Genomic DNA, 23,149 nt, shown 5'->3' with positions numbered 1-23,149 from the left:
AAGTTTTGTTATTTACTGTAATCTGATTTTACAATTTCCTTTATTCCGTCCGGATAGGGAGTGGGTTTAAAATCGAAATATTTTTCAAACTTATCCGAATTAAAGACATAATCCCTGTCGTACTGGTACATCATTTCCGGCATTTCCCGCATCAGGGGAATAAAAAGCCCAAGCAGGCGTACTATAAATTTGCCAGCCGTCTGCGTTTTAGGTGCTACGCCCATTTCCTTTGCAATTGCCTGAATCCATTCGCGTCCGGTATACGGGTTTTTAGCAGTAGGAAGATGCCATACCTGGTTATATGCTTTTTCAGAGTTGCCTAGTAGTGCTGTGGCCTTGGCCGCATCCGGAGTATAGGTAAAAGAGTGTTTGTAGTTTAGTGAAGCCATCCAGTTTGCCTTTTTGCCTGAAGAGAAAGGATTAAAAACCGTTTCTGTTAACATGCTTGTGTTTTTAATGCCCGGGCCATAAAAATCTGCCGAACGGGCAATAAGGGCAGTAAGTTTTCCTTCTTTCACTTTAGACAGGATCATATCTGCTATTTGTGCACGTATTTTACCTTTTTTACTTGGGGGATTTATGGGTGTCTCCTCATTCATACCGTTCAGGTAGTTTGGATCATACATATAGATATTATCAAAAAATACCAGTTTGCAATCATATTCCATACAGGCATCAATAACATTTTCTGTAAATTTTGGCCAGCATTCTTTCCAGATTTTGAGATTATATGGAAACCCAACTGTAACGTAGACTATGGATGAGCCTTTCACGGCGTTCTTAACTTCCGAGGCATTGAGGAGATCTGCCTTAAAAAGTTCATCCGTCTCATTCACTTTTTTCGGATTTCTACTAACTAACTTTATGTCGTTGGTATAATCCTTTAATGCCCTGGCTAGTTCTACCCCAATGGCTCCACCAGCTCCTAATATTGTCTGCATATTTTTTTATTTACTACCCGAAGGTTTGATTTCACAAGCTTTTCTACAGCAACAATAACTAATTACGAATAATGTTTAATTCAATTCTCCACTTCGAACAAAAAGTCCCTGATTGCCTGGTTGTTTTCATCTGGGTTATCATGCATAGATATGTGAGCGGCATCTTCAATTACGACCATCTTTGAGTTTGGAACAAGACTTTGAAAATGCCGTACTGTTGAAGGTCTGGCTTCGTCGAACTCACCACAAACGAACAGGGTAGGGATTTCTATTTCTTTTAATTGTTCGCCCCGTTCATAATCCTTTAGTATCCCCGTGGCATTGAATTCGCTCGGCCCCCACATATAATTGTATATATTCATATTTGCCCCTGTAAAAGTACTATCCATATTGGCATCCCATGGCAGTTTTTTAGCCACAAAATTCTCATAAAATATATTTATGGCCTGTTGGTATTCAGGTGAATCATAGGTACCGTTTTCATTATTAACTTTAATAGCAGATTGGATAGAATCCGGGAGTGTCTTTATTAATTCTGCTGTATCTTCTGTCCATTTCGAAATGCTCAGTGCCGGACTTGCAAAGATCAGTGCTTTTACACGGTCGGGATATTTAAGATAATAATCCATTCCTAACATTGTACCCCATGAATGACCATAGAGGTAAAATTTTTCCAGCCCTAAATTTACCCTAAGGGTTTCAAGTTGTTCCACAAAATTATCAATGGTCATCAATGTGCTGTCAACCTCAGTTTCTGACCTTCCACAACCAAGCTGATCGAAAAAAATTACCGGTCTGTCCTTACCTAATTCTTTCAATGGGTTTAAATAGTAACTCGGGAATCCCGGCCCACCGTGTACTAATAGCAGCGGGGTTTTATCGCTGTCACCGACAATTCTGTACCATATTTGTCCACCTTTAACTGGCACATAGCCTTCCCCAGGAATAAGCTTGGTTTTAGACTCACAACCAACGACCAAAAGTATGAGTAGCGCCAAAACTGTCCACAGGTAAATAATAAGTTTGTTCATTATTGTGTTTTAAAAAAGCCTGCTGTTTCAAGATAATAATTAATTCAGTAATTATTTCTTATTCCAATTAATAAATACTTCAGTGATTAATAATGGGATTGCCCAGGAAACCCAAATTGTCGTAGGCCCCCGTTCCACGAATGAACCCAACTCCTGAACCATTGGCAATTCAGTTAACCATCGAAATGTTACGAAAGCAAAAGTTACTACATAGCTTCTGATCATCCAGTCTTTATGTTGCTGGATTCGTTTTCGCATAACTGAAACATATGCCATGGTAGCGGTTATAATCCATGCAATGGCTAAGCCTTGAAGTGCAAATGCCCAGGTCCAATGGATTTTCAATGCACTTGTCCATGCCAAATGAGTTGCTGAGATGGTTCCAATTAAAATGGCAATTAGATATATTCGCCCCAACCACCTGTGCGTTTTCAGGTATTTATTTCTGAAACCTTTCCAAAATTGAAATGGCCCAATTGATATCGCCAAAAGACCACCTGAAATATGTCCTATTAAAGACCATTTGTACTCCCACCATCTGCCGAGGATATCTTCATTGAATCCGAAATAGGGCAGAGCATCTTTTAAGATAAAACTACCACCAAATACAATTATAAAAATCCAAAAAATAAGAGTGAGATAGCCTTTGGGTTTGGATATTGAAAAAATAGTTGATTGTTTCATTTTTAGTTGTTTATAATAATTGTTGTTGTAGTGTTTTTTGACATTATCCTAATTTAAGGTTTTCCATTGCCTTTACGCTGAATTCGATATAAATCATCTGTGGCTTGTAAGATCTTCAACCTGAGTTGGGGGTTCAGTTCGGGATTAGCCTGGAGAAATTCCGTTAAGATGGCGTATGCCTCACCGGATGAATGTAAGCCAATAGTGTTGTCTAACCATCCTTTTGGAAAAAATATATCCCCGGTTTGCTGAATTTCTTCAATTAGATTTAAGCTAAGGTCCAGCGATTCAATAGGCGTTTCTTGTCTTAAAGGATGGTGGATGTAATAGCAGGCAGACAGCACCCAATTTTCTTTCTCCCGATTCTCTTTATCTGCCAGTGACCTGAAAAAATCCATCCTGACTTCATTTTCAGCAGACAGTGCCGGTATTAGGAAATCAAATCGTTTCACCTTATTAGAATCCTTGAGGGCTGCCCTTGATTCGTCAAGTATTTCAGGTGCTGCCTTGTGTTCATAAAGGGCCAATCTCATTGCAATTCCTGTAAAGTCGTCCTGATTTAAAAGCAATTCGGGAATGACTATTTCCTTACGCCAGATTTTGTAAAGTCTATCCCGGGCAATCCCGGTATAAGCAAAGGATTGAAATGTATTAAACAGTGTTTTTTTAATACTCGGTTCTTCATCCTGTTGGAGCCGGGTAAACAGGAGTTCCTCTATTTCGCTTTGTTTCTTATTTCGTTCCTCTTCCGAAAAATAGGTCCAGTACAAATGAATTATTTGGTTGGAGAGTAATGATAACAGCAACTCGTTTTTTTCTTTTTTTAACCCCTCCTGTAAAATCCCGAATGCTTTGTTTATGGAGATATTACCGTTTAATGCATTTTCATAACAGCTAAGGTATATGCTTGCCCGGGCTATTTCATCCTTAACTTTTGACGCAAATTCCAAGGCTGTATCTGATACCGGAAATACCCCATACCCCAGTCCATTGCTATTGTATATTACGTAATTTGGTTTTGGCAAACCCACTGCTTCCGTAAGCCGGATTTTTTGTTTTTTTAAACCAACTTTTATTATATGCACACTGTCCGGATAAATAAGTGATATTTCGAATAGCTGAGGCCAGATATTTCCGGAATTATCTTCTGACTGCTGTTCAATATCAAAGGATTTAATGTTATTTCTATCATCATAGAGAATAGTGCTTTCAATAATGGGGCGCCCCGGTGAATTAACCCATACATTACTCCATTCCTTTAAATCTAACACCGAATATTTATCGAGGATATTTACCAGATCGCTCCAATCAGCATTATCATTTTCGAACGTTTTTATGTATTCAATTATGCCTTTTTGGAAATTGTCTTTCCCAATTAGGGCCTCCAGTTGGCGCATCATTATTGGTGCTTTATGATAGATTATATTACCATATAGCGACCCTGCGTTGTTGAGGTTGTCAAGATTTTGGCGGATGGGATTTGCCCCTGTGCTGCGGTCTATAGTATAGGCTTCCGGATAGTGATCGATAAAGAAAGACAAATCGTGGTTTATACTCTTAAACTGTGGATTTACAATTTTGTCTGCCATAAAATTGGCAAAGACCTCTTTTAGCCAAACATCGCTAAACCATTGCATGGTCACTAAATTTCCAAACCACATGTGAGCAGTTTCATGTGCTATTAGTTTGGCTCGCCTTAATTTCTGGTTTTGAGTGGCACTTTTATCCAGGAAGAGCGGGGATTGCCGGTATTGGATGGCCCCGGTATGTTCCATGCCACCGTAAGGATGACTATATATGGAGGCATAATCTAATTTTTGAAAAGGAAAATTATAGTTCGTGTACTTTTCTAAAAAGTCAACGGATTGTTGGTGTAAATCGAATATTCTTGAAGTGCTTAGTTGAATTTTAGTACTGTCTTTCTCCTGATGAAGTAAAGACATTTTGAATCTTGTTTCGGTTGAGGTTACTTCATCAAATTTTCCTGCGACAAATGAGAATAGGTAGGTGCTCATTCTATCAGATTCTTTAAATTGATATTCTACAAAACCAGGCCTGTCTTTAGTTTTGTCTAATGGTGCCCCACATAACACTTTCCAGTCTTTCGGGGCACTAATGTTTAACAGGTAGGTTGCTTTAATATTTGGCTGATCAAAACAAGGGAATAAAGTTCTTGCCCGGTCTGGTACAAGCAGGGTATACAGATAGTCATCGTTTCTGTTCAATGACATTTCCCCTGCTATGAATTCGATTTCAATTTTATTGCTGCCTATTACCAAATGTTCAACGGGGATAGTTAAATGTTCCTTTTGATATTGAATTGGAACACTTTTGCCGTTTACAACCGATGATTGAGGTGTTTCTTTGTTCGACTTAAAATCTAAGAACAGAGGGTTACTTAAATCATGTACTGACAATTCTAAAATGAGTTTGGAATTTATGGAGTCTTCTTTAGTTGAAGGTATTTTAAAGAAAAGGTGGTATTTGACGTTTGAAACCTGATTTTTTCGATACGATGCAAGTTCTTTCGAAACCCCATCCGAAAGGTCCAATGCCTTGTTCGATTTCCTTTCACAGGAAACAAATAATACGATAGCAATGCAGAGCAGAATATTTTTCATGTTTTATTAATTCAAATATTCTTTTAACCAGCTAATCCACCTGTCATAGACATCTTTTCTGTTTATAGGGTCGGAAGGGAAATGACCTCCTCCGGGATAAGCAATGAACTTTGTAGGGATGTTATTTGCCAATAAAGCATGATATAATTTATATGATCCTGTCACTGTTACAACCTGGTCTTCTACCTTAGACATTACTAATGTTGGAGCTTTTATCTTAGATAGATTTTTTAAAGGGGACATATTGTAATGATCCTTGTAGTTATCTCCTACCCATGGTGAATTAGTGATAGCATGACGTAAGGTAAGATTCATATTACTTAGACTGGTCATATCTGTAAAATCGATTGGAGCGGCACCGGCTACTGCAACTTTCCAGACGTCGGGATATCTTCCAATAAGCCATGAGGTCATAAAACCTCCATACGACCAACCCGAAACCGCTATTTTGGATTCATCAATATATCCCCGGGATTTCAAGGCCTCAATGCCTTTCATTACATCTCTGCCCGGCCCCTCGCCACCATCATTCATAATCGCTTCCTGGAATGAATCGCCACGGTTGTTGCTTCCGCGATAATTTGGTTGGAATACAATCCATCCGTTACCTGCCATCTCTTGTGCTACCGGATTAAATGACTCCATTGATGAGGCAGTTGGACCTCCATGAATTAACAACACCAAGGGATATTTTTTGCTGGCTGAAAAATTTGGTGGATAGGTTACTACACCATCTGTTGTTAAATTCAGATCTGTTTTCCATTCAATGGTTTCTACGCTACCAAGTTTCATTTTTTTAAAAGTGTCATTATATTGAGTAAGTTGAATTGGTGCAGAGGAATGATCTTTTAGATAAAACAATTCCAAAGGTTGATTCCCTTTAGAGCCTATTAATACTAATTCCCCATTTTTATTAATAGTCAAACTGGAAATCACCAAAGAATTGCTGAAAGATGCTTTTCTGATTTTGCCGTCAAGAGAAATAATCCAAACACCATCTTTAGTGCCGTCTTGGCCATATGCTAGAATTCCTTCATCAGAACTGAGCCAAACATAGGATTTTATATTTCTATCTAAAGATAAACTAAGGTTTACAGATGTATTGTCTTCATTTCTGATATATAAGTCCGTTAATCCTGCGGGATTCTTATCTGTTTTATACCAATATAACATCCGGTTATTCTTTGGTGTAAATTCAGGATTAAATTCAAATTTGTTGTTTTTGGAAAATGGAATCAAAGACTTGGTTGCTAAATCATAAAACATGATTTCAGAATCATTCCAGCGAGAAGAATAAGCATCTGCTTTTTTTGCAAACACAAGTTTTTCGCCATTTAACGCCCAGCTTACAGCAGAATTGATGGTCCATTTTCCCTGGGTCAATCGTTCTTCATTTTGGGTTTTAACATCTAATAGATAGAGGTGAGAGGGTAAATATTGATCGTCACTGAGATACCCTTGTGGTCCGACTTCAAAAGCGGAAATAAATTTTTCATTTTCTTCTTTTTCAATTGGGGTATCCTTTGCTATAAAAGCTATTTTGCTTTCGTCATGACTCCAGTAAAACCTGGAAATATTTGAAGAATGATTGCTAATAACTTTTACTTTTCCAGTTGGCAGTTCCTGAATAAATATTTGGCTTTTACCATCTTCATTAGCTAAATATGACAAATATTTCCCTGAAGGAGACCAATTAATTTCACGAACACCTTTATGTTCAAATTTTAAAATGGAATCCTTCTTGTTCGAAATATTCATTACATGATGTTCGACAACCCATTTATTTGAATCAAAATCTGAATTCCTCGTAGCGTATAGAATATAATTGCCATCCGGTGAAAATTGAAGATCACTCAAATAAGTTGCCTTCCTATTGAATTCGTCCCAATCAAAGTCCTTTGGATGCGTTTGACTGAATAAATTAGAATTATGTCCAACAATTAAAAAAAGAACTATTGATAATTGTATTCGGATTTTCATAATGTCTATTTTTTTAAAAAGTTAATTGGTTGTATTTAATTACTAACAACTGTTTCGTATAAGAACTGTTTCCTTAGTAATTATTTATTGTTTGGTGTTGTTAATAGTTTAGCTGGGGTTACCTCTGGAACAATAACTAAAATATCAAACCCCTTTATGACTCTAAGTAAATTTATGTTATCTAATTGAAGCTTTCTCCTCTCTACCATCTTCCTAAGGGGGATTAGATTAAACATTTTCCAATTTGTGCCTTTTGTAATATTAAAAAACGGTTTTAAATAACTTAAATAAAACCCATTTTCAATATCTATGGGATTTGGAGGAAAAGACTTAAAGGGAGAACCTAAGGCTCCACTTTCACCTATAATCATTATATGGAAGGATTCTTGGTAATTACTTTCTGTGATATTTGCCACCATATTGCCTATATCAAATGTTGTCAAAAAGCTTTCTCCTCTTGCCATATGATTTGCTCCATATTTGAAAAGGTTTTTTGAATTTTTCCATTCCGGGTAATCTTTCATTAACTGATTTAAAATCAGTCTCACCCTTTTTCTGTGATTTTGTTCTTTATATATTGTTACAGATTCTTTCATGTCTGCAATAATCATATCCTCCTCTTCACTTAATACTAGTGCCTCCAGCTTATTTATATCATCCAAAAATTCTGAGGTCATAAAATACATTGTCAATGGATTTTTTGTGACCTCATGAAACCTTTCGAATTCTATTAGGGATTTTTCAATAATTTTCGAGTAGATTTCTTTTGCAGATGGGTTTTTTGATCTGGTCATTAAATCCTGGACAATCAACCGGTCGGCATACATTACTATTTGATCCGAACCCAATAAGTTAATCCCGTTATTGGCAATATGCTCTAAAAGTTTATATTCAGGTTCCATAGAATAAAATGAAAACAACTCACCATACACGGCATTAAATTTTTGCCGTTCAGAATCCGAATACTCTTTTAAAGACTTCTCGAGAATCCTGGTGCTGTATGGATCAACTTCTATATAGAAATTATCAAATGATGTTATGTCAGTTAGAGCTTTCACAAAAACCGGTATTTCATTAGAAAAATGATCTTCTCCCACCAGTATATTTTTACTATTTATGGTTTTCCTTTTTATATATTCCCATCCTTCACCATGAAATTTATTGTTCTCTAGATTGAATTCTTTTTGATTGTCAATAGCCAACCTTACCAAAAGGCTGTCTTGAGCCATTACAATTCGAGGAAGTAAGAAAAGTGATATTATACTAACATAAAAAGCAGTTTGAAGAGAATTCATAAATATTATTGCAAGATATTAATTACAGCCAACGGTCTTTTATATGGCCTGCACTGTGAATAACAGTTGCACTGGCCACACAAAAATTTATTAGAGTGAAAGTTAATGAATTTTTGAGTATATCACGAGTTGTGGGCAATACACCATCTTGTACCATATAGTGAAAAAAGTCATTAAAATGCAGTGCTTAGTTGCGTACATTTATTTTACAGATTAAGTCAAATCATTTATAAAAGATTATTCTAATGGGTAAATATATAGTAGCCTGGTTTCCCATGATTATTATAGCAATTGCCAACGGATTATTTCGAGAGAAATTCTTAGCCGGACGTTTAAATGAACTTCAGGCTCACCAAGCCTCCACTGCTTCCATGATTCTGCTTTTTGGCATCTATGTATGGGTGCTGCTTAAAATATGGGAGCCTGAAACTACCAATCAGGCACTAATGATAGGCGTGTTTTGGCTTTTATTCACAGTAATATTTGAGTTTTTATTTGGACACTATATTGTTGGACATTCCTGGGACAAGTTGCTTCATGATTATAATATTGTAAAAGGGAGAGTTTGGATCTTAGTTCTGATATGGGTAACGATTGCACCGTATGTCATTTACAAATTGCAGAAGTAGGGCATATTAACTATTGCGCACAACGGCCTGGGCATCTGGCTTTTTTATAATTTATTTTTATCGATTTCAAAATTTGTCTAACCGTATATATTCTTTTTATTAACTGATGTTTAAAAAAATTCAGAATAAGGACATAAAAATGTAACAAGTGATGATTGTCATTTCTCAAAATAGTTTAGTTAAGTAGCTTTAATCTATAAAAAACTATATATCATAAAAAGCCTAAAAGTAACCCACGAAAAATAATCTACTTGCTTCCTTTAATACTTTCATTAATTATTGGATTTATTTTTTACGGTTCGTTACAAGAACAATTTAGCTTGCAATTTCTCGTTTTTTTCTCTGGAGTTCCTTTCTTATTATTTGTGACAGGTATTTTTGGATTGTTGTGGCCAAAACTAAAACCAGCAGGAGATGAAGTATATATATCCGTCACGCATTACTAATTGGTCTTCTTTTTATAATTCTTTTTTTTATTCATGTATGGTTAATTCTACCTAAAATTTGTCCAGATTTTGGCACTTGTTTGGGAGTTTAATACTTATTCAATAAGAAAATTTGAATCTAGTTGTCGAGAGAAGTCAAAATTAGCCTTGATAGCAGTTAGTAATAAGCTAATAAAACAGGCTTACGGTATCGCAAAATCAGGGTTGAATTATGATGAAAATTACAGAGGTAAATTAGCTTAGAAAAGAGTTTTTTTTTAGCTCAGTTCTTTGTTTTACCTTGTTGTATTCTTATTTCTTCACTAAAACAGATTCCTCTTCTATAAACCTGAATTTTTTTAAATCCTCATTCCATTCCCAGTATTTCCTGCTCTCTTCAATTTCTGCTGATGACGATTGAGCTACTGCAACTGTTTTAAGAATTTTGCTTTCTTTTTTTGATTCAATATATGTTCCGTTACCTCCCCAATCCTTGTCTTCAGGCATTGAATAAACAAAACCATCTCGAATATCAACCATTACTCCGGTCACACAACCAGAACCACAACCCCAAGTTGTAATTACATAATAGGAAGCAAAATTCACCTCAAGTTCATTATACTTTTCGGTGATTACAGTTCTGTAACTTTCAGCTATGGGGTTGCTCTTAAAATTAATATCAGCCTTAACTGTTCTTTCAGAATTCAAAGGAATGGTACTAATGGAATCTTCCGTCTTTTTAGTTTTGTCTTGGCAAGAAACCAGAGAGATTGCTATTAGAGTTATAAGTAATAATCTTCTCATTTTTATTCTTGTTTTTTAATATTGCACATAACTATTGTTTGGCAAAGTATTTATATAATCTTCTAAATATTTGTGCAAACCATTTTGTGGTTTGTTGAGCAGATAGGGCTTGTAGTCAATTCTTAATACATCCAAAAGTCGCATTATATTAAATCCAATAGTATAGTGATAATCCGAAGGAGCTGCATATGTTAGATAACTAAATGCTTGCTTGGTTAGGTCAACCTCTTTAAACTCGACATATGATTTAAACATTGGGTCATTTAAAATGACAATGGAATCTGAACTGTTGGCATAGTCGGAAAGAATAAACATACTTTTATACTCAATGTACCTGGCCGATCCTTCTTGAATGACGTAGAAATCTTCTACTTTCTCTAAATCTGGATACTCCATGCTATATTTCTCAATACGATTCTTTCTCTTTTCCAGGTAGGTTGAAATTAATGAATCACGACCACTTCCATTATTATCCGAAATGGCTTTCATAAGATGGTCGTTTTCTTTTTGAATCATTGTCAAAAAATTTTCGTCTTCTTTACATAAAGAATATAAATTATTAGGATTAAATGATAGTGGGTTAATTTCATTTCTAGCATATTCTTTATAGTTAACATTGTTGAATTGATAATGGTGAAACATTTCATGTATCACCATTGTAGACCACATTTCAGAGCTCTCTACAGAGGGAATATAATTACCAATTTCTTCAACAGAAGAATATTGTTCTACTGGATTATCATAGTAGAAATGAGTGGAATCTGCAGGGTCGAAACTTAACATATTTTCCATATGATAAGGAATACTGTCTGTCCTTGATGCAGACAAATAATCATCACTGTACTTATCGAAGGCCACTAAAGTTTTAATTACCAGCGAATCGGGAAAGAAAACTTCAGACTTGTTTGTATTAAAGTAAATCAAAGTGCCTTCAGTGCTTTTTTTACCAAAGTCGGGCCATGTATTTTTAGCAACAGCTTGTTTTAGGTTTAGAACGAAAGAAATTCTCCTGGCAGATAAACTATCAGGGAAATCAAAGTGATTCTCCTCTGGTACGCTCTCACTACTTTTCAGATTTTCTTTTTTTTGATTCTGACATGCTGTAATGAAAACAAATATCCCAGCTATTAATAACAATTTTGATCTCATTTTTTCTATTTTGCCTAACGGTCCTGTATATGAAAAGTAGCGGATTTTTTGCACGAACTTTTCGGAAAACAATATACTTAATTAAAAGCAAAAGCGGTTCAGATTTGCACCTAAACCCCTATTTTTTAAATACGTTGTTACTCACTGGCTTTTTTCATTCAGCTTGGTTATCAGCATTGGCAAAGACATGTTCTTTTGCAATTTTTGGCGAAGCGTTGGCTGGTGCTAATTGCATATGTGTATGGCTTTAAGCGATGCCTTTTCCGAAATATTTTTTCCGCAACCAAAAGGAAACTCGAACTAATAAAATCAAAGCTGGCACTTCAACTAAAGGACCAATAACTCCTGCAAATGCTTGTCCTGAATTCAGTCCAAAAACTGCAATTGCAACTGCAATCGCTAACTCAAAATTATTTCCTGCTGCTGTAAATGCAACTGAAGCTGTTTTGTCATATTCTGCTCCCGTTGCTTTGGTGACGAAAAATCCAATGATAAACATTAATGCAAAATAGATAAGCAAAGGAACTGCAATAATCAGAACGTCCATTGGAATTTCTACAATCAATTCTCCTTTAAGAGAGAACATAACTACAATTGTAAACAGAAGCGCAACTAAGGTTATTGGCGAAATTGTCGGAATAAATTTATTTGAGTACCAATCTTCGCCTTTTAGTTTCACTAAAATTAGTCTGCTCAATATTCCCATTACAAAAGGAATACCTAAATAAATGGCGACACTTTCTGCAATCGTTCGGATTGAAATATCTACAATAGCCCCTTCAAATCCGAAATAGGGTGGAAGAACCGTTATAAAAACCCAGGCATAAAAGCTGTAAGCAAACACTTGAAATATGCTATTCAGGGCAACTAAACCTGCACCATATTCGCTACTTCCTTCTGCGAGGTCGTTCCAAACCAAGACCATTGCAATACAGCGAGCCAAACCAATTAAAATTAGTCCGACCATATATTCTGGATAATCTCGTAAAAATGTAATTGCCAAAATAAACATTAAAACAGGACCAATTATCCAATTTAGAATAAGTGAAATAGAAAGGATTTTGGTGTTTCTAAAAACTTTTGGTAATAAGGAATAATTGACTTTTGCCAAAGGTGGATACATCATTAAAATCAAACCGATTGCAATTGGAATGTTTGTAGTTCCGCTACTAAATGAGTTTATAATATTTGGGAATGTTGGTATAAAATAACCAATACTAACTCCAAAAGCCATTGCAACAAATATCCATAGTGTTAGATTTCTGTCAAGAAAACTTAATTTTTTTGAAGCCATTTTTTATGAATTTATTTGAGAGAATATGTAAAACATTTCAGTTGCAATTTGCATACTTCTTTCTTTGTATTTTTCTGACTGCTGTGGTGTGTTGTCAAACGCTTTTGGGTCTTCAAAAGTTATCGGAATACGTTTTTCAGCCCCTGGAACAAATGGGCAAGCTTCGTTTGCCGAATCGCAAGTCATAATTGCTGCAAATTCAGATTTTGGGTTAAAATCGTCATCTAATTTTTTTGAAAATCCAATTATTGGATGCTCGTTGTCAGCATATTTAATGCTGTAAACAGGATTATCGTTTTTTGAAATAGTGTTTATTTGAAACCCTGAATTTTGCAAAGTTTCTGCAACCAATGGAAAAAGTGCTGTTGCCTCTGTTCCTCCTGAATAACAAAACACGTTTTTAATATTGAAGTAGTTTGCCATTGTTTGTGCCCAAACTTGCGATAAATGACTTCTTCTTGAATTGTGAGTACAAATGAAATTGATACGGATTTCTTGGTTTTCGGAAACCTTCGACTGAATAAAATCGGTTAGCTGTTGTAAAACTTCTTTTCGCTCGTTTGAAATTGTTTGATGATTTAATTCTTTGATTAAATTTTCTATTTCTAAAAATAGAGTTGGTTTTGAGGTTGTCATTTTTTGTAAAATTAAAATGGTTTTAGCAACAGTTTCCATCAGGTGAACAACAAGGTTCATCAGTTAAAGTTGATAATTTTACTTTAGTTTTTTCTACCGGAATTCCGCATTTGTCTTTTGCTAAACAGTCTGTTTGTTTGTTGGTTAGCAAGAAATGTTGCCCGTCAAAATCAAGTCCGAATTTCCCAATCGTATCTGCTTGATATTCTACTTCGATTTCTAAATCTCCTATTTTTAAAACTTTTTCAGAAAGTTCAATGATGTTTAATAACTTTTCTGGATGCAATCTGTGGTCATAGTCGTTTGCATTCCAAAGTTGGAAGTTTACGACTTCTTCATTTCTTTCAGTTCCGCCACAATCGATAAAATGTTTTGTGATTTTACCAACTTCCGTTACGTGAAAGTGGTTTGGTACTAAATCTCCGTTTGGTAATTGAAAACGTATAGTTTCCATCTCTTTTAATACTGATTTTGCATGCGATAATTTCATAAGACTATTTGTTTATTGCGATAATACGATTAATTAATTCAAATTTTTTTAACAGCAATCTTGGTTTTCGGTTAAGTCTTGGTTTAGAAATTCGATCATTACAGTTTTCATTGCTGTCCAATTTTCTTGATGAATGCAGTAACAAACACTTGTTCCTTCTACATTTCCTTTAATCAAGCCTAAATGTTTCAGTTCTTTCAAATGTTGCGAGATTGTAGGTTGGGCTAACCCAATTTCGTTTACCAAATCTCCGCAAAAACAAGAGTTGATTTTAAACAAATGTTGTAAAATAGCTACTCTTGCCGGATGTCCGAATACTTTCGCAAAAAGAGAAATTTCATTTTGTTGGTCTGTAAACATTTCGGTTTTCGCTAATCCCATTTTCGTCTTTTATTAATACATTGCAATATTACGATTAAAATTTTAGCGTTCAAAGTTTTTGTTTCGCGCGTTGGCACAAACAGCTCTTTTATTTTTTCGAGCGTTGGAATTGAGCGATGGCAAAAAATAAATGTGCTGTTTGTGCGGTGGGTTTTCAGCTTGTGGGTAACGGTTAGGAATAAAGACTGTTTTAATGGTTTTTATAATGTGTTGGCATGTCGTTCTATTCTTCCACATAAATTTTCAAACCATACACTTTTTGTTGTGATACAGTTACTCTATTATTCCGGATTGCGAGCAATTCCACGCTAGATAAAAACTCCTTAGCTTTATCTAAATTTTGAACACCTATGGTAATCCAATCTACACCAATATTTTCGTTAGAGATTTCGAAGGATACGATAGGGCCATTTGAAAGAAACCATTTATGATCGGTATCCGGACCCATTAACAATCTCCAATTATTTAGGACCTCTTTGGTTACTTTTAAATGGATTTCTTTTAATTCAATAATACCCATTGGATTGGCTTTAAATTCCGAATCTAATTTCATGAGTAATTCTTCCTTACTATTTTCTTTTATGAACCTTTCTTTAAAGTGGTAGCCAGGATTGAGATACTGCCACAATGAAACATTCACATTGGACTTCTTACTTAAGGAATCCAAATTGATTTGCTTGCCAATTGACAATTCTGCCCCATCTGAAACAATATTAAAATCAAAAGGGGGTTTGGACGAGAATCCTTTGGCCGTTATGGCCGAGTAAGAAGAATCGATATTATTGGAATGAAACAATAATCTATTGTATTTACCTGGAGTTTTGATACCCTCAATCGGAGGGTTGACTGAAAGAAGTTCTAAAGTTGTATTTCCTAGATAGAATGCCGCATCATAAACTACCTCATTTCCGAATATATCAAAGGGTTCCCATTCAACAGGTAATTTTAGAGTGTCTCGTAGGATGTTACTCAAATTATTAACTGCAAGGGTATCTTCTAGGTAGACTTCAAAAATTGCGATACCATCTGTAATTGGTTTCTCATGAATCTTCTCTGGTCTCTGGTTACATGAGAAACAAATAATTGTAATAATTAAGGGGAGAAAGTATTTTTTCATTTTTCTAATCCAGAGGAATGAATGCCAACGGTCTCGTATACGAGCCGTTTTAATGGCTTATATACTTTGTTATAAGGCGTTATTTATTTTCGATCGTTAAATCCTTAATTGTAGGATAAATTTGTTTTGGCTTTTCAGTTTTTTCAAGAAAATCTCTAAAATCTTTTGCAAAAGCCATTTTGCGTTTAAGCCACCATTCTTGTGTTCCGTCGTGATGAAAATATCCAATCATAGTATTCAAGTGGTTTAACCAAAGTTGTTTATCCAATACAGACAACTTGTGCTGATAGAACATATTTTCCCAATGTCTAAATAGCTGAATAAATAAATAATTAGAAGTTCGCTTGTCATCTTCATTTAAATTATCCCAATTGGATGTCGCCTTTTCAAGCAGTTCTCCAAGTTCTCTATTTTCCACTAACTGTCTAAGAAACTCCATATTTGTTTTATTCAGAGAATCATAATAATTAGCCCTGGAAGCTTCTGTGTTTTTCTTTATTTGATATGCAAGAAAAATGACTGATAAGATAACTCCTATACTTGCTATTGAATTAATAATAATTTCATAATTCATTATATTGTTCTTTTAATGACTTACAACGGTTCGTGAATGATTTGTTACTGACATTTCCCACGGAAATTGTCTGCCAGTACTAAATATACTTTTTTATCTGTTATTTCTACTTTGCAAAATCACTGCCAATTGTTTCCTTCTCCTTCTCAGAATCTCTGCGCTGGGATTGACAAGCTATTGCCATTATGCTTAGGGTTGTTAGTAATATCAGTCGGATTAATTTCATCATTTTATTTTGTCTAACGGTTTACCATATAGCACGTTGACTAAATTAGGAGACTGGCGCAGAAATAATGGAGCAAAGCACAAGGTTATGAGCCGTTTCCTTACCCGTGTGTCCGGCGGAAATAACCTATATACTAGTTAAGCAGGTGACATTATTAATTAAATTCATTTTGGATGTTCCAAAAAGATATATCCGGCGGTCCGACCAAGAAGTTACTGGAATTTGACATAAATTCTTGAATATGATCAGTCCCCATATGTTCCGAGTTGTAATAAGAAGCGTCATCCCATTCTTCATATAGCATTATGTTTGATTTGTCGTTTGGGTCAATGTGCAGCTTAATATTTACAAAATGGGGTTCATGCTTAACTTTTTCCAGGAGTTTGATCAACTCAGTAACTGCTTCATTACCCTTCTCCGGTTGGGCTTTGAATTTTAAAATTACAATTGTATTTTTTGTTTCGCTACTATCCGATTGTTTATGTAAAGTTTCACTTCCCATGAGAATGAAGATAGAAAATAAAAAAATCAATTTGAGTGGTAATTTAATGAAATTGTTCATGTTTGAATTTTATAATGATTAATATATCCGGGTTCAATGCTTGCCGCCATCCTCCCGGCTAAAAGCGGTTGCATGTTCCAATAACTTTGGGGATGAAGCACAACGTTTATGTTTATTAAGAATACTGGCGATTAGCCCCTATGTCCTAATACACCTTATTAGCCTTTGGTTTTACTTTATGATAAAAAGAACCAATCTGCATACTTTTTCATTTATCTAAATATTTATTTATCTGGCTAAGACATAATTCTACATTACGAATTGTTCTTTCATAATCTCTTAGAAAATTTGCCCTGCCACTAATTGCCTCTACTAATAAGGTTTCAAATTCCGGATCATTTAAAAGGAATGTATAATTATTAGGTACACCAATCATGAATTCATATTCCCGAAAACCCACCTTATCTCTATCTTTAAGAAATTTTGTTTTAAAATGCTTTTGATAATAAGGAAATAGAAGACGAGCTGCATTTCTCCTTGTATCCACTTTGTTTACGATTCTCTTAAAACCAGTTTCATAAACATCAGTAATAATTTCCCTCAGACTGTCCGTTCTGATTAGTTCCAGGTTTCCGGATTTTAAAGTTTCGTATGTTGAAGTCTTTGGAAAGAAATAAGTGAATTGAACGCAATTAAAAAAATCTTTATACATAGATTCCATTTCCATCGGCTTCTTTTGTATAAAGTCATAGACATTTATGGTAGCCTGATGAAATTCGATTGTTCTTTCATAATCGGTATTTAATTCATTCAGGTTGATTATTAGCTCCGACTTTAAACTATTTAGGATCAATTTCTCTCTCCGGGAATTAATTCGATTTTCATTCCAATTATTGATTTGTAGTGCAATCAAAATTCCAAGGACTACCAAAACTATTTCTCCAATGGCGTAAAGAAGATACTTGCTGAATTTATTTTCAGAGAGTAGTCGCTGTCGAATGTGTCTAAAGAATTTAATCATTAGTTATTGGTTGGTCATAGTTTCTATTCCGAAGCTTCAGCGTAGGAATAATGAAGCACACCGGTCTCGTATAAACTATGTTTTAGTGTAGTTTATACATTGTAGCAAGTAGTTGTTTTTTAATTGCTTGGATTTTACAAACTACCTTAATCTTTTTTTATAATAGGCACTGCATCAAAAGGATCGACCATAGCGACAAATAAAACACAAGGGCCATTATCTAGGCATTTTGCTTTATGTGGTTTTCCTGCAGGACCATAAGCATAAGAGCCAGCTTTTAATACCACTGGTTTTTCTCCTTCGTATTGAACCTCCAAATCTCCTGAAATTAAAATCATTCTTTCAGGAGAATTATGAGTATGATTCACAACTTGAGTATTAGGTTCAATTTTAAAGAAAAAATCCAAATTAGGTTTAGATATATCTCCATGAAGTATTGTAAAGGAACAATCTGGAAAGAAATCTGGAGCAGGTAGCCATTTCAAATCCTTATTATCTATGGTTGTGTTAATAGAAGTTTCTGAGTCAGAAAGATCGTTGCTCTGAGCATTCAACCCGAATGTTAAAAAAACAAAGGCAAGCATGATCGTGTTTTTTTTGTACTGTTTAATTTTAGTGATTTTCATTGTGTTGATTTTTAAGGAATTGAGCAAAGAAAAAATTTAATGAAGGTTAAATATAATTAATCTATTTATTTTATTTACAATTACTTGCAACTCGTTATATGCATACTAATATACCTCATTATCGTAAAAATTTTCCGGATAAGAATAACTTTTGTGACTGCATGGGTAAATATCATGGCGATCTTGCTGGAATTGTAGTTCTATTGTTCTTTCTAGGTCTTCCGGGAGATAACTCCCTTCTTCCATATCTGAGCAAATAAAAAACCCACTCTTGTACAGGAGTGGGTTTGGTGCTTTAAGTGGTACCTCCAGGAATCGAACCAGGGACACACGGATTTTCAGTCCGTTGCTCTACCAACTGAGCTAAGGTACCTTATTTAGGGTTTGCACCCTCCGAAGCACAAGCAAAAGCGCAGTGCGTAGGAGGGGGCAAATATACTTTCAAATTTAGGAACTACAAACAAAAAAGAAAAAAAAGCCTGCTGTTTTTTTTCATTTTACAATCTTTGCGGTATGAACCTTATTGTTGATGTAGGGAATACCAATATAAAGCTGGCTGTTTTTAGCGGGAATACCCTTTTATGGCAACAAAAGCACGAACCAGATGACTTTCCAAAGGAGGTTAAAAAAGTATTTAAAAAATACCCTGCCATACAAGCGGCAATGATTTCATCGGTAGGGCTATTTGATGAAAAATATATTTCGGTATTATCCGTATTTGCTGAGGTTCATTTATTGAGTCATAGCACAAAAATTCCATTTAAGAACTCCTATGCCACCCCACAGACCCTGGGGATGGACAGGGTTGCACTTGCAACAGCGGCGTTCTATCAAAATTCTGGCGCAAATACCCTTGTTATAGACGCAGGTACATGTATAACTTATGATATGATGAATGATTATGGGGAGTATCTTGGGGGTGCAATTTCTCCGGGTCTGCGTATGCGCTATAGTGCACTACATGAATATACTGCAAAGTTGCCACTGCTTGAGCCTCAGGATATTCTTGATATAATTGGAAATTCAACAAATGCAAGTATCCATAGCGGTGTTTTAAATGGTATTTGCAGGGAGATAGATGGAGTAATAGACCAATACCAATCGCGTTTTGAAGATTTAACAGTTATTTTAACAGGCGGTGACGCTCAAATTTTGTCTAAACGATTAAAAAATACCATCTTTGCGAATTCTAATTTTCTCCTAGAAGGCTTGAACTATTTGCTGGAATACAACAAACGCTAGATGGTAAAGAAATTCGTATTGCTTATACTCTGCATAACTGCAATAACAGCTTACTCCCAGAGTGGTGACGGAACCGTGTCACCTTATTCATTTGGTGGCATTGGAGATTTCAGACCGCAGGCTACTATAGAAAATCAGGCAATGGGAGGCTTAAGCATGTACACGGATAGTATTCATGTAAACCTTAGAAACCCTGCAGCTTACGGCAAACTTAGATTGGTAACCTATACAGCAGCAGGCGGACATAAAGAAGTGAAACTGAAAGATTTTACAGAACAGGAAAGTTCTTCTGTTACCTCTCTGGAATATATTGCCCTGGCATTTCCCTTATCGCCAAAGTTTGGTGTCGGGCTTGGGGTTCTTCCTTATACTGCTGTAGGATACAATGTTTTTTCCGAAAGCACCAATGCCACTCAGGATACAGTGATAAATCAGTTTACTGGCGATGGCGGATTAAATAAAGTGTTTTTATCTGCAGGATATGAAATTACCAAAAACCTGCACGTTGGTGCAACTGTCAATTTTAGCTTTGGGAACTTACAATACCAAAGTGTTCAAAGTGTTGAAGGAGTGCAGTATGGCACAATAAACACCAGGCAATCTGAAGTAAATGGTTATGATTTTAATTATGGTGCTACGTATACTCCCAGAATTAAAGACAAATACACTTTGTTTACTTCAGTTACCGTAAATACACAGGCAAACCTGGTATCTTCAAATACGGAAAGATTAGGTTCATTTTCATTAAGCACGGGAGAGGAAATTGAAGTAAGGGATGTAAATTTAGAACCTGCAAATCTTAGGAATACAGAATTAAAAATCCCTACAACCACTACTTTTGGGCTTGGATTTGGACGGGATAAAAAGTGGTTTTTAGGAGCTGAATATAGTCTTCAGGGGGTGAGTTCATTTAGGAACGATTTTATTGATCCGGATAATGTTACCTATGAAGATGCCAATACGCTGAGAATAGGCGGGTATTTGGTGCCCGATTATGCTTCGTTTACAAGTTATTTAAAAAGAGTCACTTACAGGGCAGGTGCACACACTTCGAAGACCGGCTTAATGGTAAATGATCAATCCATTCATGATTTTGGCATAACTTTTGGTTTAGGTTTACCGGTTGGAGGAGGTTTTTCCAATATGAATGTAGGTTTTGAATATGGAAAACGGGGAACTACGGTGGCAAATTTAGTTGAGGAAACTTACTTCAAAGTCAGTGTGGGACTGTCATTCAACGATAAATGGTTCCAAAAAAGGAAAATAAATTGATAAAAATTTAGTACATTAACCACTTTAAAATTTATATACGATGAAAAAGGAGTTTTACTGTATGATGATTGGCTTACTGGCAGTAATGGGCACAGCAAATGCACAAGCCCAAAATCCGGAATGTATGACCAATCTTTCTATTTATGCTGAGCATGCAAAAGTGAAAAATTATGATGCTGCGTATACACCATGGAAAATGGTATATGAAACATGTCCGTCTATTAATAAGGCTAATTTTTCTCTTGGGGAAAAAATTCTGTCCTATAAGATTGATAATAGTTCAGGCGCAGAAAAAGATGGTTATATAAATGACCTACTTGCTTTATATGACAACAGCTTAAAAGTTTTCCCGGATAAATTTCCAAAAGCGGTTGTTGCCATAGACAAGGCATTACTTTTATATGACAATAAAATGGCTTCTGATGAAGAGCTCTACAATTTGCTTGATAATGCATTTAAGCAGGATGAGGCCAATTTTAAAAACCCAAAAGCACTTTATCTTTATTTTTCAAGTCTGGTAGATCTTTATAATGCAGGAAAAAAAGATCTTTCGGCAGTGTTTGATACTTACGATGACGTTACGGAAAAGATTGAAGAAGAGAATACAAAATTAACAGATATCATCAGCCAATTGCTTCCGAAGGAAGAGGCGGGTACCCTTACTTCTAAAGAAAATAGGAGGTTGAAGGTTGCTACAACTAATTCGGAATCTTATGGTAAGATTGCCGGAAGTGTGGATTCAAAATTAGGTGCTTTGGCAGATTGCGACAACCTGATTCCGCTTTACGAAAAGAATTTTGAATCCAAAAAAACAGACGTAACCTGGGTTAAAAGAGCAGTGGGAAGGATGTTTAGCAAAGATTGCATAGATGATCCGATGTTTCAAAAACTATTTGAAGCACAGCTGGCATTGGATCCTTCGGCAGATGCCTATGTATATGGTGGAACCTTGAAGAATAAGGCCGGTGATAGTAAAGGTGCTATAGCAGATTATAACAAAGCCCTTGAATTAGAAACCGATCCTAGAAAGAAATCAAATATTGCATACAAAATTGCAACAAGTTACAGAAGGTCTAGTAAGTCTACAGCCAGAAGCTATGCACAGAAGGCCATAGACGCAAATCCATCAAACGGAAGGGCATATTTACTTATAGCCAATTTATATGCCACGAGCGCAAATGATTGTGGAAGTACTCCATTTGAGAAAAGAGCAATTTATTGGAAAGCCGCAGATATGGCCAGAAGAGCGGGCAGGGTAGATCCCTCATTAAGCGGAAATGCCAATCAGGCTGCAGCCAGCTATAGTGCAAAGGCGCCCTCTAAGACAGATATCTTTAATTCTGGATTAGCAGGTAAAACAATTCCGTTTAATTGTTGGGTTGGAGGCAGTGTAACCGTGCCCAGTTTGTAACAATGAATAATCCTATCGGAAATAAATTTATAAGCATTGCCATAGTATTTACTGTGGCATTGTTCTTTTATGGCTGTAAGGATAATTACAAAAGGGTTGGAGAAGAAGCGCAGCAAACAATTTACCCTCAGGGGGTTGCTCAGAATTTCATTCTTACCTATACAGAGACTCCGGAAAAATTGGGAAGCGAAGACATTAAGAATTCAAAGGTTATTGCTATCTTAAAAAGCCCGTTGAGTGAAGACTATGACAATATGAGATTTAAGTTCAGGACTTTTCCAAATGGATTAGAAGTAGATTTGTTTGATGCAGAGGACAACAAAAGCACAATCAGGGCCGATTACGGTATTATCTATTCCAACACTAATTTAATAGACCTGCAGGGTAATGTTGTAATAGAATCTCATGATGGAAAAAAGCTTGAAGCCCCCCAACTTTTTTATGATCAGTCAAATGAATGGATATTTACGCAGCGGAAATTTAAGTTTACTAATCCGGAAGATGGAACAATAATGGATGGTGAGGGAATGGATTTCAATAAAGACTTTAGTTTTTTCAATGCCCATAAAACCTACGGATTAATCACAATTAAGGAAGATCAAACATGATTAAAATATTGAGATATACGGAATATTTGTACTTGGTAGTGGCAATTATATCAGTATACAAGATAATTGAACTCTGGAATAGTAACAGAGAGGGCACATACATCTTTATTTTCTTTGCAATAGTCTCTGTTGGAATGTTTATTTTCAGGCGTAACTACAGAAAACGTTTTGAAAAGCGAAAACGGGATAA

Annotated in this window: 23 protein-coding genes, 1 tRNA gene and 1 pseudogene; 6 read left to right on the top strand and 19 right to left on the bottom strand. The window is 35.5% G+C overall.

Annotation, left to right across the window (positions count from 1 at the left end; genetic code table 11):
* Positions 1-8: 8 nt before the first annotated feature.
* From G504_RS0104595 to G504_RS0104570, 6 genes are all read right to left on the bottom strand, one after another.
* The gene (locus G504_RS0104595; protein WP_019668966.1) at positions 9-941 is read right to left on the bottom strand and encodes an NAD-dependent epimerase/dehydratase family protein; all 933 of its coding nucleotides are present in this window, start codon (positions 939-941) and stop codon (positions 9-11) included.
* Between the two features lie 80 nt (positions 942-1,021).
* Positions 1,022-1,972, bottom strand: a complete 951-nt coding sequence (locus G504_RS0104590) for a proline iminopeptidase-family hydrolase (protein WP_019668965.1) — start codon at positions 1,970-1,972, stop codon at positions 1,022-1,024.
* Between the two features lie 51 nt (positions 1,973-2,023).
* Positions 2,024-2,656 carry a DUF2306 domain-containing protein gene (locus G504_RS0104585; protein ID WP_019668964.1) on the bottom strand — a complete coding sequence of 211 codons (633 nt, stop codon included), beginning with the start codon at positions 2,654-2,656 and terminating at the stop codon, positions 2,024-2,026.
* 53 nt (positions 2,657-2,709) lie between these two features.
* Positions 2,710-5,277 carry a M1 family metallopeptidase gene (locus G504_RS0104580; protein WP_019668963.1) on the bottom strand — a complete coding sequence of 856 codons (2,568 nt, stop codon included), beginning with the start codon at positions 5,275-5,277 and terminating at the stop codon, positions 2,710-2,712.
* Between the two features lie 6 nt (positions 5,278-5,283).
* Positions 5,284-7,257 (bottom strand): S9 family peptidase, encoded by a 1,974-nt coding sequence (locus tag G504_RS0104575; RefSeq protein WP_019668962.1) that lies wholly within the window; start codon positions 7,255-7,257, stop codon positions 5,284-5,286.
* An 80-nt stretch (positions 7,258-7,337) separates the two neighbouring features.
* Positions 7,338-8,552 carry a hypothetical protein gene (locus G504_RS0104570; protein ID WP_157473042.1) on the bottom strand — a complete coding sequence of 405 codons (1,215 nt, stop codon included), beginning with the start codon at positions 8,550-8,552 and terminating at the stop codon, positions 7,338-7,340.
* A 245-nt stretch (positions 8,553-8,797) separates the two neighbouring features.
* On the opposite strand from G504_RS0104570, the gene G504_RS0104565 reads away from it, so the two are divergent.
* Positions 8,798-9,181 carry a hypothetical protein gene (locus G504_RS0104565; protein ID WP_019668960.1) on the top strand — a complete coding sequence of 128 codons (384 nt, stop codon included), beginning with the start codon at positions 8,798-8,800 and terminating at the stop codon, positions 9,179-9,181.
* Between the two features lie 542 nt (positions 9,182-9,723).
* Positions 9,724-9,870 (top strand): annotated as a pseudogene (locus tag G504_RS20160) (IS110 family transposase); the annotation flags it as partial.
* Positions 9,871-9,918: 48 nt separating this feature from the next.
* On the opposite strand, the gene G504_RS0104555 reads toward G504_RS20160, so the two are convergent.
* The 13 genes from G504_RS0104555 to G504_RS0104490 all read right to left on the bottom strand — a co-directional run bounded on the left by G504_RS0104555 (position 9,919) and on the right by G504_RS0104490 (position 18,799).
* A complete protein-coding gene (locus tag G504_RS0104555; RefSeq protein ID WP_019668958.1) occupies positions 9,919-10,410 on the bottom strand; it encodes a hypothetical protein in 492 nt (163 codons plus the stop codon).
* A gap of 15 nt (positions 10,411-10,425) precedes the next feature.
* Entirely contained in the window at positions 10,426-11,559 is a 1,134-nt protein-coding gene (locus G504_RS0104550) for a hypothetical protein (protein WP_019668957.1), read from the bottom strand.
* Positions 11,560-11,806: 247 nt separating this feature from the next.
* Positions 11,807-12,853, bottom strand: a complete 1,047-nt coding sequence (arsB, locus tag G504_RS0104540) for an ACR3 family arsenite efflux transporter (RefSeq protein WP_019668955.1) — start codon at positions 12,851-12,853, stop codon at positions 11,807-11,809.
* A 3-nt stretch (positions 12,854-12,856) separates the two neighbouring features.
* On the bottom strand, positions 12,857-13,489 hold the full coding sequence (locus G504_RS0104535; RefSeq protein ID WP_026348397.1) for a low molecular weight phosphatase family protein: 633 nt from the start codon (positions 13,487-13,489) through the stop codon (positions 12,857-12,859).
* Between the two features lie 22 nt (positions 13,490-13,511).
* Positions 13,512-13,979 (bottom strand): DUF6428 family protein, encoded by a 468-nt coding sequence (locus G504_RS0104530; protein ID WP_019668953.1) that lies wholly within the window; start codon positions 13,977-13,979, stop codon positions 13,512-13,514.
* 48 nt (positions 13,980-14,027) lie between these two features.
* Entirely contained in the window at positions 14,028-14,360 is a 333-nt protein-coding gene (locus G504_RS0104525; RefSeq protein WP_019668952.1) for an ArsR/SmtB family transcription factor, read from the bottom strand.
* A gap of 223 nt (positions 14,361-14,583) precedes the next feature.
* Positions 14,584-15,477, bottom strand: coding sequence for a hypothetical protein (locus G504_RS0104520; protein ID WP_019668951.1), 894 nt, complete (start codon positions 15,475-15,477; stop codon positions 14,584-14,586).
* Positions 15,478-15,556: 79 nt separating this feature from the next.
* Positions 15,557-16,051 carry a hypothetical protein gene (locus G504_RS0104515; protein WP_019668950.1) on the bottom strand — a complete coding sequence of 165 codons (495 nt, stop codon included), beginning with the start codon at positions 16,049-16,051 and terminating at the stop codon, positions 15,557-15,559.
* 106 nt (positions 16,052-16,157) lie between these two features.
* On the bottom strand, positions 16,158-16,280 hold the full coding sequence (locus tag G504_RS20060; protein WP_262493633.1) for a hypothetical protein: 123 nt from the start codon (positions 16,278-16,280) through the stop codon (positions 16,158-16,160).
* Between the two features lie 151 nt (positions 16,281-16,431).
* A complete protein-coding gene (locus G504_RS0104510) occupies positions 16,432-16,839 on the bottom strand; it encodes a putative quinol monooxygenase (RefSeq protein WP_083930698.1) in 408 nt (135 codons plus the stop codon).
* Positions 16,840-17,047: 208 nt separating this feature from the next.
* On the bottom strand, positions 17,048-17,800 hold the full coding sequence (locus tag G504_RS19110; RefSeq protein ID WP_157473040.1) for a DUF6090 family protein: 753 nt from the start codon (positions 17,798-17,800) through the stop codon (positions 17,048-17,050).
* 146 nt (positions 17,801-17,946) lie between these two features.
* Entirely contained in the window at positions 17,947-18,426 is a 480-nt protein-coding gene (locus G504_RS0104500) for a cupin domain-containing protein (protein WP_019668947.1), read from the bottom strand.
* A gap of 300 nt (positions 18,427-18,726) precedes the next feature.
* Positions 18,727-18,799: transfer RNA gene (locus tag G504_RS0104490), tRNA-Phe, on the bottom strand.
* A 140-nt stretch (positions 18,800-18,939) separates the two neighbouring features.
* Between G504_RS0104490 and G504_RS0104485 the strand changes: the two genes are divergently transcribed.
* From G504_RS0104485 to lptC, 4 genes are read left to right on the top strand one after another with little or no spacing between them, the layout of a single operon-like run.
* Positions 18,940-19,668, top strand: coding sequence for a type III pantothenate kinase (locus G504_RS0104485; RefSeq protein ID WP_019668945.1), 729 nt, complete (start codon positions 18,940-18,942; stop codon positions 19,666-19,668).
* Entirely contained in the window at positions 19,669-20,940 is a 1,272-nt protein-coding gene (locus G504_RS0104480; protein ID WP_019668944.1) for a hypothetical protein, read from the top strand. It begins immediately after the preceding gene.
* A gap of 40 nt (positions 20,941-20,980) precedes the next feature.
* Positions 20,981-22,351, top strand: a complete 1,371-nt coding sequence (locus tag G504_RS0104475) for a hypothetical protein (protein ID WP_026348394.1) — start codon at positions 20,981-20,983, stop codon at positions 22,349-22,351.
* Positions 22,352-22,353: 2 nt separating this feature from the next.
* Positions 22,354-22,959 carry an LPS export ABC transporter periplasmic protein LptC gene (lptC, locus tag G504_RS0104470; protein WP_019668942.1) on the top strand — a complete coding sequence of 202 codons (606 nt, stop codon included), beginning with the start codon at positions 22,354-22,356 and terminating at the stop codon, positions 22,957-22,959.
* Positions 22,960-23,149: the final 190 nt, after the last annotated feature.

It is taken from the genome of Eudoraea adriatica DSM 19308 (assembly GCF_000382125.1).
In the GTDB taxonomy this organism is placed as follows: domain Bacteria; phylum Bacteroidota; class Bacteroidia; order Flavobacteriales; family Flavobacteriaceae; genus Eudoraea; species Eudoraea adriatica.
The sequence above is the reverse complement of the archived record's forward strand: the minus strand, read 5'-3'. Positions and strand labels throughout refer to the sequence as shown.